11 protein-coding genes are annotated in these 18,266 nt (G+C 45.5%); 3 read left to right on the top strand and 8 right to left on the bottom strand.

What is annotated here, in order from left to right:
• Positions 1–479 precede the first annotated feature (479 nt).
• The 3 genes from AC58QM_RS31460 to AC58QM_RS31470 all read right to left on the bottom strand — a co-directional run bounded on the left by AC58QM_RS31460 (position 480) and on the right by AC58QM_RS31470 (position 3,459).
• Positions 480–1,418 (bottom strand): 6-bladed beta-propeller, encoded by a 939-nt coding sequence (locus AC58QM_RS31460; protein ID WP_497288778.1) that lies wholly within the window; start codon positions 1,416–1,418, stop codon positions 480–482.
• 71 nt (positions 1,419–1,489) lie between these two features.
• Positions 1,490–2,374, bottom strand: coding sequence for a type I phosphomannose isomerase catalytic subunit (locus AC58QM_RS31465; protein WP_497288699.1), 885 nt, complete (start codon positions 2,372–2,374; stop codon positions 1,490–1,492).
• A gap of 188 nt (positions 2,375–2,562) precedes the next feature.
• Entirely contained in the window at positions 2,563–3,459 is an 897-nt protein-coding gene (locus AC58QM_RS31470) for a helix-turn-helix domain-containing protein (protein WP_497288700.1), read from the bottom strand.
• A 151-nt stretch (positions 3,460–3,610) separates the two neighbouring features.
• On the opposite strand from AC58QM_RS31470, the gene AC58QM_RS31475 reads away from it, so the two are divergent.
• On the top strand, positions 3,611–6,304 hold the full coding sequence (locus tag AC58QM_RS31475) for an MGH1-like glycoside hydrolase domain-containing protein (protein WP_497288701.1): 2,694 nt from the start codon (positions 3,611–3,613) through the stop codon (positions 6,302–6,304).
• Between the two features lie 155 nt (positions 6,305–6,459).
• Here the strand turns inward: AC58QM_RS31475 and AC58QM_RS31480 are convergent, their stop codons facing one another.
• The 3 genes from AC58QM_RS31480 to AC58QM_RS31490 all read right to left on the bottom strand — a co-directional run bounded on the left by AC58QM_RS31480 (position 6,460) and on the right by AC58QM_RS31490 (position 9,067).
• A complete protein-coding gene (locus AC58QM_RS31480) occupies positions 6,460–7,290 on the bottom strand; it encodes a helix-turn-helix transcriptional regulator (protein WP_497288702.1) in 831 nt (276 codons plus the stop codon).
• Positions 7,291–7,357: 67 nt separating this feature from the next.
• On the bottom strand, positions 7,358–8,086 hold the full coding sequence (locus AC58QM_RS31485) for a phytanoyl-CoA dioxygenase family protein (RefSeq protein ID WP_497288703.1): 729 nt from the start codon (positions 8,084–8,086) through the stop codon (positions 7,358–7,360).
• Positions 8,087–8,212: 126 nt separating this feature from the next.
• Positions 8,213–9,067: a helix-turn-helix transcriptional regulator gene (locus AC58QM_RS31490; RefSeq protein ID WP_497288704.1), complete on the bottom strand. Its 855-nt coding sequence runs from the start codon at positions 9,065–9,067 to the stop codon at positions 8,213–8,215.
• 121 nt (positions 9,068–9,188) lie between these two features.
• Between AC58QM_RS31490 and AC58QM_RS31495 the strand changes: the two genes are divergently transcribed.
• Both AC58QM_RS31495 and AC58QM_RS31500 read left to right on the top strand, forming a co-directional pair.
• Positions 9,189–10,562 carry a DUF455 family protein gene (locus AC58QM_RS31495; RefSeq protein WP_497288705.1) on the top strand — a complete coding sequence of 458 codons (1,374 nt, stop codon included), beginning with the start codon at positions 9,189–9,191 and terminating at the stop codon, positions 10,560–10,562.
• Positions 10,563–10,593: 31 nt separating this feature from the next.
• Entirely contained in the window at positions 10,594–12,444 is a 1,851-nt protein-coding gene (locus AC58QM_RS31500) for a heparinase II/III domain-containing protein (RefSeq protein ID WP_497288706.1), read from the top strand.
• A gap of 89 nt (positions 12,445–12,533) precedes the next feature.
• Here AC58QM_RS31500 and AC58QM_RS31505 read toward each other — a convergent pair whose 3' ends face one another.
• Together AC58QM_RS31505 and AC58QM_RS31510 are read right to left on the bottom strand one after the other, a co-directional pair.
• Positions 12,534–15,653 (bottom strand): glycosyl hydrolase, encoded by a 3,120-nt coding sequence (locus tag AC58QM_RS31505; protein WP_497288707.1) that lies wholly within the window; start codon positions 15,651–15,653, stop codon positions 12,534–12,536.
• Positions 15,654–15,727: 74 nt separating this feature from the next.
• Positions 15,728–18,181 carry a family 43 glycosylhydrolase gene (locus AC58QM_RS31510; RefSeq protein WP_497288708.1) on the bottom strand — a complete coding sequence of 818 codons (2,454 nt, stop codon included), beginning with the start codon at positions 18,179–18,181 and terminating at the stop codon, positions 15,728–15,730.
• Between the last annotated feature and the right edge of the window lie 85 nt (positions 18,182–18,266).

The raw sequence follows: 18,266 nt of genomic DNA on the forward strand, positions 1-18,266 counted from the left end.
GGTTGGGTTGGGTTGGGTTGGGTTGGGTTGGGTTGGGTTGGGTTGGGTTGGGTTGGGTTGGGTTGGGTTGGGTTGGGTTGGGTTGGGTTGGGTTGGGTTGGGTTGGGTTGGGTTGGTAACAGTCAAAAATGCAAAAGAGCAGTTTTGACAGAGGATTTCACTTGTTTTTTTTGAAATTGATGCAAAAATGCATTAATTTCGTGTGATTAGACGATATTTCGGTGAATTTGAAAGAAAGGTTGCCTTTTTGCACGCATTTGCTAATTTGGAGGATAAAAAGGATGAAAAGGTTGCCTTTTTGCAATTCCCAGAGAAACCACACCCCCTATCCTGCATCGATCGGTTGGGGGTTGGGGGTTTCGGGTTTCGGGTTTCGGGTTTCGGGTTTCGGGTTTCGGGTTTTGGGTTTTGGGTTTGGGCAAAAAAAAAAACCGCGCAACCGCACGGTTTTCATACATGTACATAAGACATTCACTTGTTTATACGCGTACCAATTTCGTAACCCGACCATCGATGACCCACTCCGCTATGTACACATTGCTTTGAGAATCGACACAAACGCCATGAGGTGAACTCACTTTATTGTCACGATAATAGGATTTGCTAATGTTAGGCCAACCCTCTTGCTGCTTCGCTTGCCGATCCTCCCCAAGATGTGCAACAAGTCTGTCATGGCCATCAAATATGCTAACGCGTGAATGCAAATCAGGAATGTACATTTCCTCACCATGAAAGAAAAAGGAGCAAGGCATATCCAAATCATTATCCAAACTGCGTATAAATGAACCATCTAGGCTGAAAACCTGAATGCGATGGTTCCCTCGATCCGCGACATAGATTTCAGGCTCACTTCTGCGCAGATCGATCGAAATGCCGTGCGGACATTTGAATTGACCGAGCTCTGAACCTTTGCCTCCCCATGAACGCAAATATTCGCCGTCCGCTGTAAATTGATTTACCCAACTTTGTCCATAGCCATCGGAGACATAGATATCACCGTTAGGTGCGACTGCCACGTCAGTTGGTACATATTTTCGTTCAGCATCATAAATATCAGGTCGATCTGGAGCGCCAATCGTAAGTAACTTCTCCCCTGCCAGTGTAGTCTTCACAACCACACCCTGCTTCGTATCCGTCACATAGAGATATTCGCCATCTGACTCCTGATGCAAATAGAAACCGTGAGCTCCGCCCGCAAAATCCTCTCCCCAAGCCGTAACAAAGCTGCCATCTGATTCAAAAACTAAAACACTGGGCTTGCCAGTATGGAATATATAGACACGGTCATTTTTGTCCGTCACGATACCGTGGGTATAGCCAAGCTCAACGTTAGATGGAACTTGAAGCCAATCAGATTGCACCTCATATAAATGAGAAGTATTACCCGCATACAAACGCTTCGTCTTTTGTGCTTCCATTTTTTCCACACAGCCCTTCTATTTATGATTGATTTGCTCATATCGTTAGTGTCGATTACTTCGCCTGTCTGTTAACTAGGTGGAAAACAGAGTACAACTTGAAGTGTATTCACGCTTTCCGATTCGTAGTCCACATATGTACAACCCGCAGGTATAAAGAACGAGTCTCCTGCTTTAATGCCAATTTCTCCGCCTGTCCAATGGAGTTTGCCCTCTCCTTTGACGACTATAGCATTGTAAAATGTCCCGGTGCCTCTCAGCTGATAGCGCTTACTAACCTCCAGCTTATGCATACGAAAACAATCCGTATCCGCATCGCCGATCAACTGCCATTCGGAACCGCCGGTTGTACGCTTCACTTCGCGAGGCTGCTTCTTCCATCTTGCCATTGCCTCTTCATAACTTAGCTCATCATACTGGAAACACTTCAGCATGTGATCAAAACCAATGTCTTGATGGCACGCCTGATCTGGAACGGTAAGTCCGCGTGGTGTCGTTCGCTCCGTACGCAGTGTCAAGTCAGTTGGCTCCTGAATCTCAATCAGGAAACACCCGCTCCCGATAGCATGCGGTACGCCTCCTTCGACGAGGAACACTTCCCCTTCCTGTAAAGGTACGCGATGAAGTGAATTAACCATCTCTGCCAAATCCTGCTCCTCGAACAGCATGCGCCATACTTGCTCGGTAACACCCTCTTTGAAGCCCATTAGCAAATACGGCTCTTCACCGTCTATGGTTCTTCCGCCTAATACATACCAAGCTTCCGTCTTGCCATAGTCTGATTCGAAGTGCTGCTTGGCAAAAGCTCTGCTAGGGTGTACCTGGATGGTTAAACGCTCACTAGAGTCGAGAGCCTTCACAAGCACAGCAGTCTGCTTTCCATACTTCTCTACATGGGACTTGCCGAGGAATGCCTCTGGGTCATGTTCCACACAGTCTTTCAGCGTCTGGACCATATCATCATCAGTCCGACATTAAGGAATGACCCTCCATTTCAACAGCCTCTTTCGCATTTTGGGAGTTCCACCATTTATATTAACAAATAATAGACATGAATACTTGCACTATTTTAAGTAAAATTGTGTTTCTATTCAGTCCAGCACTACTTCTCCATTTGCTTGCACTATGTTCCGTTTCTTTGTACTTAATCCCCTGCAAAAAAATTACGCCTCGACATATATTTTTTCGGAGAACAGCCATAGTGCCTTCTAAATAATTGATAAAATTGAGCCGGACTGACGAAGCCAACCTTAGCGCTGATTTCGGTAATAGAAGATGACTCCGTTAGCAGAAGCTGCTCCGCTCGTTTCATTCTACGAAGTTGAACATACTCCGTGAAAGTAATTCCCATCGCCTTCTTGAACATTTTGGCAAAATAACTACTGTTGTAATTCAGTTTGGAGCTAACATCCTCAAGCTGGCATTTATCCTCTAGCAATTGCTCAATATAGTCGAGCGCTGGACTAAGTTTCAAGGCAAATTGCGGATCCATAGGAAGGATTACGCGCTCATCGTCATATTTGACTAGGACATAGAGAAGCCGTTTCAAAGTAGCATTGACAGATAGCTCATATCCCCGTTGTTTCGTTGTCATATCCTCCAACAAATCGTTTAATAACTGACTTATGTCAGTCCTGCATGGCGGGTATTTGCTGAAGAGACTGTTTAGTCGCGTCAGGTTGGCAGATCGTCCCGTCCAAGCTGCAAAATAAGGCATCAATGTCTGATCCATGAACGCCGCCATGTCCACATGACAAACGAGGTAGGTTAATTCCTGTTCCAAATGTTTGTGTGAGCGATGAATTTCATTGGAGCCAAATAAGACAACATCTCCCGCTTCAAGCTTGTACGCTCGTTGTGTCGTTTCCATTGTCATCGATCCCTGAAGGATCACGATCCATTCCACTTCCTCATGGTAATGCCAGGGTCCATATAAGTCTGAACGAATGGCTGGATGGTGAATCTCCCATATTTTCAAACGCAAATTCGGATTTGAATAATCCACTCTCTCTTTATCGTACGCTTCCAAATCGATGTGCAATCCGCACCAACCTCACTTTGTTCTCAATTCCTTCCAGTGTACCACGGATATCCGATATCAAGATAAAAATGACTGATTACAAGACGTATTTTACTACTCATTGATCTAAAATGAAGATAAAATACGATCTCATTATAAGGAGCAAGCATCGATGAAGGAACTACAGAACACCCATGATTTGCGGTTACCTGATTGGGGGCCTTACACCAAGCAATATATCGGAATCTCCCACATTAGTGACCAAGCACGCGGTTTGCGTTTTGATCTTAGCCTAATGCCTGGCTTCTACCGAAGGAAAATGGATATTCCCAGTGTCCTGTGGGAGTCTGGCTATCATCCATGGGAAGCTGCGCCTGATTATAGCTACTACTCCCATCGACATGAATTGGAGTGGAAAGATCAAGTTTATACCGATATTTCTTTCAGCAAAGTGGATGACGACAGCCGCCTAGTCCGCGCTTCACTTGTCAATCAAACGGAACATCCACAGAATCTCGTGTTGCACTGGATGGCTTCGTTACATCCACCGCGTCTTCCGGGGCATGGCCAGACGCATATTTTTGCCGAGGCTCAACTTCCCGAGGGGGCGGTTTGGATGGATGCCCTTAATTATAAAGAATTGACTTTCGCACGACCTCGCCCTGCAGACGGACTAGGATATGACGGATTTTTGCGCGGTGAAGTTCGCGGACAACATTGGACTGGCGGCTCTGCAATAGGCCAAGGCTTCGGTGCAGACAAGGGTGACACACTTGTCTACGAATGGACGACCTCTCGTGACTTGCGTGATGGTCTATTCCTAGCGAGATACAAAGCGGATCACGATGGCGAACTACGCATGACAATCCAGAATCGTCAATATTACTTGTCGTTGGAGAAAACAAATGGGGCCATTACTGCACAAATACACATAGGGCAATTGCCTGCTGGTGAATATGTCATTGAACTATGTTCCACGGGTACAGGAGCCATAGAATTCGATGGATTTACCCTCATTGAAGAACAAGAACGAAATGATGTTGCATTTCCCGATATTCCGTGGCGTACAGAGCCTGAAAGGCTCGAAGGTCCTGTCCCTGGGAGCTTGATTTTACGCTATCCAGATAGTCCGTATCACTACGGGTTGATGTGGGATTACGCCGACGTAGAAATACGGACGTATAAAAATGATGAGTTGGACCGCTTCGCGCGCCATACGGTTCATAATCACGTAGACGAAGTTCTGCGTGGCAATGATAAAGGACATTTTACAAATATTTTTATGAGACCGATTCATGTATTGCCTCAATCATCAACGGTCCTACATGGCATGGTTTGCTCTGGCTCCTATGAAGCTGTTACGCAAAAGCTGCTGAACTTTCAGCTTACCTCTGTACATTGCGAATCTATTTATCAAGCAGCTAGACTAGGCCTTGAACGCCCTGCCTCCTATGAGAGCGGTGATCCATATGCCTTTGGTCAACAGTTAATGCGAGCCACCTTGTTGACGAATACAGTCTTCCCTGTGTATACCAAACGAAGCTATATTCGCCACAGTACACCCGGCCGCTGGTGGGATTCGTTGTATACATGGGATTCCGGCTTTATTGGGCTCGGCTTCTCCGAATTGGATGTTCAGCGCGCAGTCGACTGTCTAAACGCATATATGACAGAGCCAGGCGATACGCAGGCAGCGTTCATCCACCACGGAAGCCCTGTTCCCGTGCAGCATTATCTGTTTCTCGAGCTATGGAACCGTACACGTTCTCCAGAACTTTTGGATCATTTTTACACGCGCTTGCGGCAATATTATCGATTCCTCTCTGGTAAAATTCAAGGCTCCACAACGAGCTCTATGCGTTCAGATTTGCTAAAAACATGGGATTACTTCTACAATTCCGGTGGTTGGGACGATTATCCACCACAGAAACACGTATATTTCGAAGGGCTGAAAGCAACGGTTTCCCCCATCATTACTACGAGTCAGGCTATCCGTACGGCCAAAATTTTAAAAATGGCTGCCACAATGCGAAGTGAATGGCAGCCAGATATGACGGAATATGATGCCGACATTCATAAATGGAGCGAAGCGCTTGAGCGTTACGCTTGGGACGAAGATGCTGGCTATTATGGCTATGTCGTGCATGACGAACAAGGCGTGCCTCTGCACATTCTTCGACACGAATCCGGAGCCAATTACAACATGGGCATGGATGGATTATATCCACTGGTGGCAGGCGTATGCTCGAGAGAACGGGCCGAAAGATTGGTAGCCGCTCTATTTGATGAACAACGATGCTGGACATCCATTGGTCTGTCTACAGTGGACCAGAGTGCGCCTTACTATCGAGCAGACGGCTATTGGAATGGCGCTGTGTGGATGCCGCATCAATGGTTTTTCTGGAAAACGATGCTTGATCTGGGACATGCCGATCTTGCCAATCTGATCGCCAAAACAGCACTTGATCTTTGGCAACGTGAAACCGAGATTACCTATAACTGCTATGAGCATTTCATCGTTCAAACAGGTCGCGGAGCCGGATGGCACCATTTTGGCGGCTTGTCTTCACCGGTATTGAATTGGTTTGCTGCGTATTATGAAATAGGCAAAGTATCCACCGGGTTTAACGTATGGATGATTTCGCAGCAATTCAATGAGGACTGCACAGAGTTCCAAGCGGAATTCCATTACGGTGCGAGCTCACAGCAAGCATTCAACATGCTGGTTAATATGTCCTTAGACCAGCATTACGCAGTCGAAGGCATTGGCTGTGCGGTTCAAGCTGTCGTTCGTGAAAGCGGAGGACTGGAACTGCGAATTGAAGATTGTACTCCACAGGCATCGATTTGGATTAAAGCCATTTAGCCTTGCGTTGTCCCTATCTAGATTCCCCTACCTTATGTAGTAGAAAGAAAAACGCCCTTCCATTCATGGAAGAGCGTTTTCTTTTCAGATCGTAACGTTTGGGTAACGGTCATAGGCTGCTTGCTCAATATTAATGGATTCTTCAATTGCGCTTTCTATTCGATCATTCGTATACTTTTAGGCGTTCGGTTATATTTTCGTTTAAAAGCACGTTCAAAGTGATTCAGCGTATTGAAACCTGATGATAAACAAACCTCTGTAACCGATAAATCGGAAGAGGCCAACAAAGACTTTGCGAAGGACAATCTGACCTCCAGCACATACTTTTGGAACGTAATCCCTGTTACTTTTCGAAAAGACTCGCTGAAATAATTAGGAGATAATGCGGCCAGTGAAGAGATCATGTCCAGTGTCAACTCTTCTCGGAAATGATGCTGTATGTACGCTAGCGACTTCTGAATAATCGCATGCAAATGACTATCAGGTTCACGGTGCACGTCTGAAGGTGATTTTCGGTACAGCTCTAGCAAGATCCGATTTAATGTATAGGTAATAGCCGAGAGCTGACCATCCTGATGATGATTATATTCATAGATGAGTCGGGCAAAATCCTGTTCAACCCAGTCCGCTTTGGGCGTACTTAATTGAACATAATGATCTCGAAGGTCACAGAATAAATGCTGATTCACCTTTTCATCCAACAGCTCCTGAGAGAATAGAACATTGTATTTTCGCAACGTACTTCCAGGTGCTGGTATCAGTTCATGAAAATCCGCCGGGGTCAACAGGATTAGCATCCCAGGCACCAAACGCTGCTGTACGCCATTCCAAATATGCACACCTTCACCTTCAATGACATAACTAAGTTCATAAAAATCATGCCAATGCATGGGAACAGGCTGATCCAATTCATGCAGGGCGATATGAAAGGAAGCCGTGGTATTCGTAAAATCATTCATCATCAGCCGAGTTGGTTCACGGTTCAACAAGGGTCATCTCCTCCGAAAAAAAGGGCCTTCTGGCTCCTTTCCAGAATAACCCCTCTACAGCTATTTATACAAGGACATTGCGGTACGTATTTCCCGCCAAATCCTTACCTCGGCAAAGCCAGATTTCACGTTGATCCATTACTTTTGTATCCGTAGAAAAGTATCGCATGGTATATCCGCATCGGCGATACGGGCTTTGATTCGCTTCTGCGCCATGAATAATCCGTGAATCGTGCAGTGAGCAGCCACCTTTCTCCAATTCAAAGTAAACAGCTTGAGACTCATCGACCGTCTTAATCTGCGTATCGAAGGTATTAGACTGCTTATCAACAGCCACATACTCGGAGAAACCATTATGATGCGTACCAGGAATGACGCGCATACAACCATTTTCACGATTGCTGCGATCGATAGCTAGCCATAATGTTACAATATTTTCATAGGAAGAAGCTTTCCCTTTCCAATAAGCAGAATCTTCATGCCATGGTGTAGCTCTACCCTTATAAGGATCCTTGCAAATAAAATGACTGGACCAAAGCGCAATATTAGGTCCTATGAGCGGCTCCACCAAATCAAGCACCTCGTCACTAAGCAGAAATTCCAGCAGTCTGGGATCACGTATATGAGGACGATCCAGCTCATCCGAAATTTTGTCTCCTTTTTCTAGGAGATGATCATTGAAAATAGCTTCCAATCGGTTCAACTTTTCTTCGGAAAAAACCGGTTTGTTGTAAAGGACATAGCCATTTTCACGGTAAAACGAACGATCTGTTTGTGTAAGTTTCAGCATCATATGTCGCTCCTTCATCCCTATAATTGAGTGATTCATTTCTCACTTATCATAAAATAAAGAGCCATTCCATACTCCACTTATGAAACTCTGAATAGTGATTATCTTACGATGATGGCTTCCTCCTCCCTATTTGTCTTGTGTGCGATATTGGTAAGGTGTAATACCCATGTGCTTTTTAAACGTGTAGATAAAATGGGAAGCCGTTGCGAACCCTACCTGCGAGGCGATCATCTCTACAGATCGCTCCGTACTTTGTAGGACGAGACAGGCTTCTCTTAACCGTTTGACCGTCACGTACTCAGTCAGAGTACTACCTGTATCTTTTTTAAACAAATGTGATAAATAATACGGTGAAATGTGCAACTCTGACGCTAGTTCATTCAAACGAAAACTCTCCCGATAGTTGGTATCCAACCAAGCCATCGCTTGTTCAACTATCGCAATTTTGCGAGAAGCTCTTTTCACATGTGCGTCTTCCTTCTCATCCATCACCTCGCGAAGTTTACGCAATAGAGCAATAACTGTGAGCGCAACAACTTCTAACTGATTTCCTTGATCTTGGTTTTCCAGTTCGTGCTGTAATAGGGCAAATATCGGACCAGCCTCACTCATCTCGAAAGATTGTGTCGGTAATATATCTTTCCAAACTCTTTGAAAAAAAGCAGATAGCTCTGGAAATACAGTTAAATACGGTAAGACAGTTAATGGCTCAATGACGATAAGACTACGAATATAAGGTTGATCGCTGCTCGCTTTCGCGTTGACTTTATGCAATTGATAAGGTTGAAAGCAATATAAGGTGTTCGGATGCATTGGAATAAGCTTGTTATCGATAATGATATGTCCATCTCCCTGCTCCACGTAAAGGAATTCCAATCCCTGATGAGCATGAAATATCGCATAGCCCTTCTCATCGGTCGTAAACTTTCGAACCGAAGACAAATAAGGATGCTTACCAAGTACATTGTCTATAAGCTTCATTCAGCACCATCCCGTGAAAATAGCAATATAACGATATTTTATCATAGATACAAGAAACTTTTCTTGCTTCCCTTGGATTAAACTAAACGTATAGCTTTACATACAAGGGAGGGCAACGATTATGAATGAACATCGTGAAGTCAATGTGATGGATAACGAAGTCACACCTCGCGTCAATTCCCACCAGGACGGAAGATTCAACCGTCCCAAGGATACAGCCAATGCACTAGTTGCACTGTTCTGGCTAGAATTCGAGCTGTCTCGCGCAGTCTTTGGCTGGGTTCCAGCTGTTAAAGAGTTTGAAACCAAAGCTCAATTAGGTCGATTTGCTTATTTGCATAACCAACATGCCAAATACCTTTATGGGCGCGTTTCTGAATTACCGGGATCATCCTTAGACAAACAGAACACGCCAGCCGTCGTACGTGAGACGTTTGAGAGAATTTCGCTCGCTCCTTCTGAGCATTCCTTCTTCGCTGGGTATCTCTATGTTCTTCAACATGTGTATGCTGAGTATGAGAAATTGCAATATCGCCTAGATCCGATCCTTGATGTACCGACTTTAGATATTTTGCGGGTTATTATGCTAGACCGTCAAGATAGTATCAAATGGACCAATGAACAGATCTACTTTGCTGGAAGTGATCAGCAAGAGCTACTCCAGCAAATAACGGAATGGCGTAATTATGTTCAAGGCGTATGGCAGACTTATGCAAGAGTGCCTCTGAGCGAGCAGGTTGCTTCTCAGGATTGGCCGATCCCTCCTGCCTATAAAGCCGTAGGACCTGTACCTTCAGATTCTGCCTGGAATGTGGAACGATTCCCGATTCATGTTCCCGACAGCAAATATAAAACGACCTATGAAGATCCTGGCATGTCGCCGCTTCATGACAGTATTAAACAAATGCACTACATCAACGCCACAGAGATGGGCGCGGCAGAGTCACTCTGTTACTTGTATTACGGGGTACAGCAACTGCCAAAACAATTCTTTTTTGACCTAGCTAGACATCTGTGGGATGAAATTCGCCATTGCCACATGGGGATTCGTCGCTTAGAGCAAATGGGCTATCAAACCTCACAGTTCAAATATTTTAAAGGTTCGCCTGGGAAGGGTCTTACGGACCTAGCAGCGGAATGGTTCCCTGATATGTATGCCGGTCTGACAATGGTTGCTGAGCCCTGCTCCTTCATCAAGAAACGCAAGAGCGCTGAACAATTCTGGAAATTCGGGGATGCCCTATCCGCCATTCAGTGTGAATTCGATATGGCGGATGAGCGCATGCATGTGGATTTTGGTAAGATATGGGGACCTGAGCTATATAAACAAATCAACGATTTAATCACAGCTGCAGAAATGTCCGAACGCTCACGTTTGCGTCGTATTGAACAACTTGGTGCAGCTGCTACCCCAGAAGAAGCGAAGAAACTTGCGAAGAATTTCCCAGGTTTCTGTGGACTATCTACGGTTGAGTTGAATTACACATCTTACTAATTGGTTACTAATCAGGGAGGCATGGGAGACAATGATTCACAGTTCCATTTACGAGCAGCTGGCCGACGGCAGCCCCGGCATCGGCAATTGGCTCTTTCGGGAAGATCGGGAAGCCGTACGCAGACGAATTATGTCGGAACCCGAATTCCAGCCGATTCTTGCACGATTGGCTGCGGATGGAGAAGGATTTCTCGGGCAGCCCCTTACTGAATTGCCGTGGACGCTATTCCGTCGAGTTTGGGAGGATGGCTTCCGCAAAACATATGAGCCCGTCTTTTTCTCCAGGAGACAACGACTAACGACATTTGGTTTGTTGAGCTGGTTATTCCCTGAACGCGCTGATTACCGGGACGGACTTTTGGATACAGTGTGGGCCATTTGCGGAGAATTTTCCTGGTGCGTGCCGGTCACGTTTGAGAGCCCGCCTGGCCTCCGAACGGAAGGATACTCCGTCCATGAGCAAAATACGCCTGACCCGGGAATCTGGATTGATCTGTTCGCTGCAGAGACTGCTTTTGCACTGTCTGAAGTGATGATGCTGACGGGGCATAGTTGGCCGGAGACCATACGCGATCGTGTATATCGAGAAGTGTACCGCCGCGTTTTTGCACCTTTTCTCGTGAACAATTTCTTCTGGGAGCATGTTCGTAATAACTGGGCGGCGGTGTGTGCCGGTTCGATCGGTGCGGCTGCCATCTACTTCATTGAGGATAAGCAGGAATTGGCTCTCGTGTTGGATAAAGCGTTGCCGACGGTTCATTTATTCCTGGAAGGCTTTGGAGAAGACGGCGCCTGCTTGGAAGGATATATGTATTGGGGGTATGGCTTCGGTTTCTACACGTATTTTGCAGAACTTCTCTCCCGAAGAACGGACGGAGCGGTAGATTTACTCGCCGATCCTAAGGTGAAGCAGGTAGCCTTATTTCAGCAGAACTGCTTCCTAAACGGCCGTAAGGTTGTTAATTTTTCCGATTCGCCAGAGGAATGGGATGTGTACATCGGGCTGACGCATGAAATGGCGCGACGGTTTCCGGAAGTACAGCTTCCTGCCTATACGTTTCAGGATAAGGAGGTTTGCGATCATTGTGGCCGCTGGGCGCCTGCGTTCCGCAATTTGATTTGGTACGAACCGAGGTCGCAGGGGGAAGAATGGAAGGAAGCATCGATCTATCTAGCGGATGCGCAGTGGATGGTGTCGCGGGTCGAGAAGTTGGAAGGGAAGTTCAGTTTTGCCGCCAAAGGCGGTTATAACGATGAGCCCCATAATCATAACGATATCGGACATTTCATCGTCCTAGCTGGGCAAGAGACGTTCCTGGCTGATATCGGAGCTGGGCAATATACGAAGCCTTACTTTGCACCCGCTACGAGATACTCCTTCATTTGCAACAGTGCGTTGGGGCACTCTGTCCCTATTATTGATGGAGTTAGCCAACAGACTGGTGCAGCTTATAAAGCAACCGTACGACAGGCCGATATTACACCCGACTTTGATCGGTTCGTCGTAGAGCTGCAGGATGCCTATAATATTCCGGAGCTGCTGAAGCTTCAGCGAAGCTGGACTTGGCATAAAAACGACGGTCTGCCTAGGTTGGAGCTGGAGGATCACTATGTCTTCTCAGCACGAGCTGGTGCTGAGTTAACCGAGCGTTTCGTTTGCCAGGTGAAGCCTGTGGTTGCGGGAGCTGGTCGGGTCGAGCTTGATGGCGCTGCCTTCAAGCTTGTATTGAGCTATGACGAAGCGCTGATGGAGCCGGTTGTGGAGCCGCTGCCATCCTTGAACCATTTTGGCCATGAAAAAGTGTTCTATGCATTGGATATGAGGGTACGCGTAACGGACGACTTAGACCAAAGGTTGCATTTTGCGTTTCATTTTGAATAAAAGTTCGGAATCCAAAGCAGCTAAGCAGTTTAAAACTGCTTAGCTCTCGGATGAAGATACACGGTACATTTTTAAACATACTTTTGAAATTATGTATCTTGTATTTCCAGCAATTCGACAATAAGAGGGGACTTCATTAAACCAGATGGAATCAGCTTATAAGCCATTGAAAATGCTTCCCCTCCCGTAATCCAATGCTCAGGTCCATAAGCTTCCGAATACACAGGGACTAAATGCAAGGGACCAAAGGTGTTTCTGCGGGTCAGAATAACATCCAACTCTATGTTACCCGCTCCTTCAGCTAAACCTACCGATATGTCAGCTGTATAAGGCTGCCACGCAATCGTTTTCGATTCGCCATTGCTAAGTCTTACTTTTGCGCAAGCACCATCAAATCCAAGTAGTGAGAGTTGTATGTTGGGATTGGCTGAAGTGGCGTTCGTTATAACTTCCCCAAGACTAAGGTTATAAGTAACGATCCCCGAATAAAAGGGCAATCCCTGTTCTGTTAAGTCGCCAATCTTAATTTGCTCTGGAAGATCGCACAGAATTTTTCTAGTTCCCGTCAGTTGAACGCCGAATTGGCCAATGAGATACAGTGCCTCCAGGTCTATTCCCTGATGAAAGTCTGTTTGGAGTTCAACCGTATTACATCCGATCAGGAAATATTCCGCAGGTATGTGAATTCGTTTGAAACATGTATCGACCCACCATCCCTCGTCTCCCTTGCTCTCCAAGCTGTGTCCATTAATGAGAATTGTAAAATTCTCTGGATGCTCCAGCACCAAATCTACGTGTTGCTTAGGCAGATCATTTATTTCAAAATCAAAACCTAAAGCAAGCCGCCCTTTCAATTCATAGGCACTTTTCTGCGCAAACCACGGCTGAACCATGTTACCAGCCCGATAATCGAGCTCAACTTCCTTCCTAACATTGCGATCGACCTGCAGGATTTCCAGCTCATTTTGCCAAATGCCATCATTCAGGCAGTATCGCGCTAAATCCAACACACAGACGTTTGGCTCACTCAATGTGTAGTCAAATGGACCGTCTATGCTTCCGAGTATTCTTTCGTCATATTGGTATTTTTCCGTTATTTCTTCATCTTTTTCAGCCTTAATCACAAACATATGTTCACCCGATGCTGGGAAATCCGCTCTAAATGAGAGCAATCCATACCGGTTCTCTGTGGTAATCCTTGTCTTTGCCCCCGTGACACAGCACCATTCCTGGACATATCCGTTACTTGTTATTTGAATCTTCACATTGGGATAGGCTTTCTCACGATTCACATTAATGATGAACACATACTGGTTCTCTCCGTCCACACGGATGTGGCAGAACAAATCGCCAATACGCTCTCCAGTGATCTCGTCTAATGCTTGTAACCGAATACCAACCATAGGTTCACAAGCTTTAACTACTTCTTCCCTATCAAAAGCAACCTGAAGTGTCACGTCAGCAAAATTTACGACTTCCTCTGAGGGAACTGCATCCAGATAAGCGGGAGCTTTGCCTGCAAAAATAACGTTGCCTCCCGCCCGATGAAACTGCTGCAAGATCTGTAAAGTTGTCGAACGCATGGTTGTCATTCCGCTGACAAGTACTGTTTTATATATCGCTTCTCCCACATAGAGAACTGGCGTTCCATTCCGATCAATATCTATTCGATATAAACGCTTCAACATATCTTCGTCGCCATAATCAAAATCCAACTGCGCCCCGGCAAGCATATGAAATAATGCTGCATAGTGCTTTTCTAGTTCCTTTACAGCCGAGGAGTTGGGACTTAACGTATTTGACCATCCAGGGTACACTTGGCACCATACACTTTCAACCGGATTCAACACCAGAATGTCGCAGGACGGCTTCCCTTGATTGAGCATCCAACCAATTCTTGCGAAATACGTTTCCACATGGCTATATTCTTGCCACCAGGCAGATTGATGCGAAATGCTTGCTGGGTAATCTCTTTTCGATTCCCCCTCCATCGTGTACCAAGATAAATGGTGGCAACGTAAGTTAATGCCAAAAAGCGCTTGCCAATCTCCAACCGACTTGTGTGCTTCCAGCGGCATCTGCCACCCCGTACAACCATAAAGCTCAGACAGCAGCCATTTTCGACCTAATTGACGGGCTGCCGATTGCAGCTGTTTGGCTATCCAATAGTTGCGGTTACCTTCCGTCAGCACATCGATTCCGGGATATTCCATATACTCGTAATAGCGCATTACAGAGCCAGACATCGCCGTTTGTGCTGTGAGATTATCCTCATGCAAGATATGCCCGGTCAATATTAAATTATTCTTCCTGCACCATTCATCCATCGGTTTAGCAAAGTTATCAAGGAACATCACCTGAAGCAACTCCACATAGTGCCATTTCACTTGAGATACAGCGTGTCCTTCCTTCTGGAGAAACAGTTCCGGCAATCGCTCAGTCAAATCATAGCCAAAACATTCGTTGAACGTCTCGAATAAAAGATAGGTCCATGGCGCTAGCCAATCCTTGTTCTCATTATTGATCCCAAACCCGTCCATGATCTGTCCACGATGTGGTTCGTCCGTAAAAATGCCTTTAATCGATTTCCCAAACTTATCCCCACAGGCTAGCTTATATTTATCATGAGTTAGGTGCAAAAAATACTCGGTTGCTTCGCGATTTAACGTATCGACGTAAGTAAACCCGTTGTAGAAGCTTTCCTTCTCCATTTCAACAACCGTAAAAATGAGGATGCTCTTATCTTTCAAACCTTCTGATGAAGTCTTTGGCTCCAACCGTTTGCAATCATAAAAGGCCAAACCTTCCAGCCTGCATGTAAACGCAGCAATCCAATCGTCACTCCAGACATAATCCTTCGCATCGATAATATCCAGCCTGATGAACTTCATCCGATACTTGGGTTCTTGGGTCACCATGCCCCCAGCCGTTCCACTCGGCCAACGATCTTCATCATATAGCCAAGCTTCCATCCCAAGCGCTTCCGCTTCCTCCGCACAAGTATTAATCAACTCAAACCATTCATCACCCAAATACTCGGTTGCAAGCCCCGTCCGTGAATGCATAAAGAAACCGCCAAATCCCATTTCCTTAAACACATGAATTTGCCTTAACATCTCTTCACGTTCTAGATTGCCATTCCACGACCAGAAAGGTTTCCCTCTATATGCAGCACCTGGCTCCAAAAATGTATCATAGATCTGTTTCATGAATTACGAACCTCCACTGATGTTATATGGTAAAAAAACCGGAATGACTCCCGTCAATTCCGGTTTAATCACACTTAATGAGTCACGGTAAAATTATCATAATGAGTATGGGCATAATGGGCTCTGAGCCCCACTTTGCCATTAATAAATGGCGTGTTGTTGTCTGTATAATTGATTTTGGCATTGGTCATATCACCAACATAGACTTTGATGTTGTTTCCACTTACAACCACTTTCATATGATACCAAGTGTTAAGGTTATACGTGGCAGAGATGGATGCCAATGTCGTCCAGTTATAATTCTGTTTGCCAAGTCCAACGCCACCAGGTGAAATAAAAGCATAATATCCCTGATAGAAGTCTGTCCCGAGGGCAGCGTCATCGCCTGCACCACCCTGGGCAGGATTTTGCACCCTGACCATAATTCCGCTGTTTAAATTATCAATGCCTTTAATATCAGCCTCAACGGTGTAATCCGACCAACCTGAGTTTCCAAATGTTCTTTTGCCAATATTATCAATGCTTGCTTCTCCACTTTCGATGGCCCAGTTGCCACCGCTCCAATTCCAATCGCCGCTAAAAGCCGTTGCGAAGTTGTCTGTTTTGGTAAAAGAGGAGTTATCCGCTTCTTTAAATTGTAAGGTATAGAAGTCGAATTCACCTGTCACCGTTTCAAATTTAATTGTATGATTCCCTGCTGTTAGATTCAGTCCTTTGATCGTATAGGTTTGCCAGTTATCCCAGCCTGCCGTATTCGGCAATGTGACTAGGCCGGTAACATCGGTTGAATCTAACCATACTCTCACTTGTGTTCCGGTAAATGTTGTAGCGTAACGCAAGCCTAAATTATATGTACCATTTGCTTTAACATTGACGTTGTACTTATACCATTCTCCTGTACTGTTCCAACCAATATTCTCGCCACCTTCAGGATTGTCTCTGATATCAACGTTGTCATTGCGAATATATTTGCCGCCTGCGTTTCCGGAAGTGGTATCGTGATACCCTACTCCTTCTCCGCCAGAATTGTAATGCACGGCTTGAATTGTGCCTGGGATTGGTTTGTAATAATCAAAGATGCCGCTTCCATTTACTTTGTTACTGACGGCTATATAGCCAAACTTAGCTGTATTATCACAGGATAGATAGCCAACTTTGCCAGCTCCCAAACCCGCATTGGTCTTCGTTTCCTTCAACATATTGTCTACAAAATACTTGTAGGTGGTTCCTGACTTTTCGACACGAATGGTATGCAATTTGGTTGAGTCAAAGTCTGCCGGCAATGAAGTCAACACTTGAGGACTCCATACCCCATTAACTAAAAGCTCAGTCTCCAGTTGTTTCGTATCTCCCCTAATTATCGCAACACCGTAGTTGTTGGCATCCACGTAACCGTATACAGCTCCAGATTTGGGGGCGGAAGTTCCTCTGGACGTTTCCTGAACATTAAATTCTGCGGTATAGTCACTCGCTGTTGTGAATTGATTCTCATACTGGATAGCAAATTGCGTGCTGCCCGTCGTATTTTGAGTAAGGAAATTATTCGAAATTGCCCAACTTCCGCCATTTAGATTAGCGTATCCGCTACCTACCGTTGTTCTTTGGAATCTATCTTCGAAATGAGGGGCTGCTGGATTTTGCATCGACCACGTTGTAGGTCCATAGACAACCATCTTGTCACCATTCCATCCCACTGCATCTAGATTAAGATGACGTGTGTGACCAACTAAATTGTGATAAACCGTGTAATACGTATCCAGGTCTGGCCCGATAAAAAGACCGTTGTGTCCTATGGCCACATTGGATCCTTCCGTGTTCAATAGAATGGGGTTCGCATTGCTCGCAGTAAATGGTTGTGCGGGTCCCGTAGTATTCGAGAAAGCATTCACCCTATAACCAGGGCTTACGACATGATTGCCAGTTGCGTTGAGATGATAAACCCCGTTTCTCTTAACCATGGTCGGAGCTTCCGTCCACTGCCCACTCATCTGTGTGCCTCCAAGTACGACATCACTGCCGATCGACGTGGGACTGCTCATCGGAGCCGAGTGAATGCCGTCACCGCCTGCACTTAGAAATCTCCAACTTCCGTTGTCATCGATAAAGACATGTCCGTCGATACTGTGACCTAAGTTACCAGTCGCCAGAGTAAATGGCCCTGTTGGGCTCGTGCTGGTTAACACATAATGACCGCCGCCATGGGGAGATGTATACATATAGAAGGTGCCATTCCAATACACCACTTCAGGGGCATAACCATCCGTCGTGATAGACTCAGTAGAACATAGTCCCGCATAGGTCCAATTGACGGTGTCAGTTGAACTCCAACATTTAAATCCAACATTGTTGGGTCCTGTGCTGGTATATAAATAGTACGTGCCGTTGTATTTCATAACAAAAGGGTCTCCGATACCATCTTCACTCGGAAGTACCATCGCGTTTGTATAAGCATAAGCCGCCGAAGCTGGTAGGAAAAGCGCGAATACAATACAAACAATGGCTACCATTTTTGTAGCTAGTCTCAACATTAATTTACCTCCTGACATTTTCAAAAATAAAACGCTTTCATTCGAATCCGTCATGATCAAATTATTTTTAATGATACCGCTAGTG

The organism is Paenibacillus sp. J22P165, from assembly GCF_059692015.1.

Bases quoted from the DNA above. Each gene is read 5' to 3' on its own strand.
- AC58QM_RS31460 (WP_497288778.1), bottom strand. From the start codon at position 1,418: ATGGAAGCACAAAAGACGAAGCGTTTGTATGCGGGTAATACTTCTCAT.
- AC58QM_RS31465 (WP_497288699.1), bottom strand. From the start codon at position 2,374: ATGGTCCAGACGCTGAAAGACTGTGTGGAACATGACCCAGAGGCATTC.
- AC58QM_RS31475 (WP_497288701.1), top strand. From the start codon at position 3,611: ATGAAGGAACTACAGAACACCCATGATTTGCGGTTACCTGATTGGGGG.
- AC58QM_RS31485 (WP_497288703.1), bottom strand. From the start codon at position 8,086: ATGATGCTGAAACTTACACAAACAGATCGTTCGTTTTACCGTGAAAAT.
- AC58QM_RS31490 (WP_497288704.1), bottom strand. From the start codon at position 9,067: ATGAAGCTTATAGACAATGTACTTGGTAAGCATCCTTATTTGTCTTCG.
- AC58QM_RS31495 (WP_497288705.1), top strand. From the start codon at position 9,189: ATGAATGAACATCGTGAAGTCAATGTGATGGATAACGAAGTCACACCT.
- AC58QM_RS31500 (WP_497288706.1), top strand. From the start codon at position 10,594: ATGATTCACAGTTCCATTTACGAGCAGCTGGCCGACGGCAGCCCCGGC.
- AC58QM_RS31505 (WP_497288707.1), bottom strand. From the start codon at position 15,653: ATGAAACAGATCTATGATACATTTTTGGAGCCAGGTGCTGCATATAGA.
- AC58QM_RS31510 (WP_497288708.1), bottom strand. From the start codon at position 18,181: ATGTTGAGACTAGCTACAAAAATGGTAGCCATTGTTTGTATTGTATTC.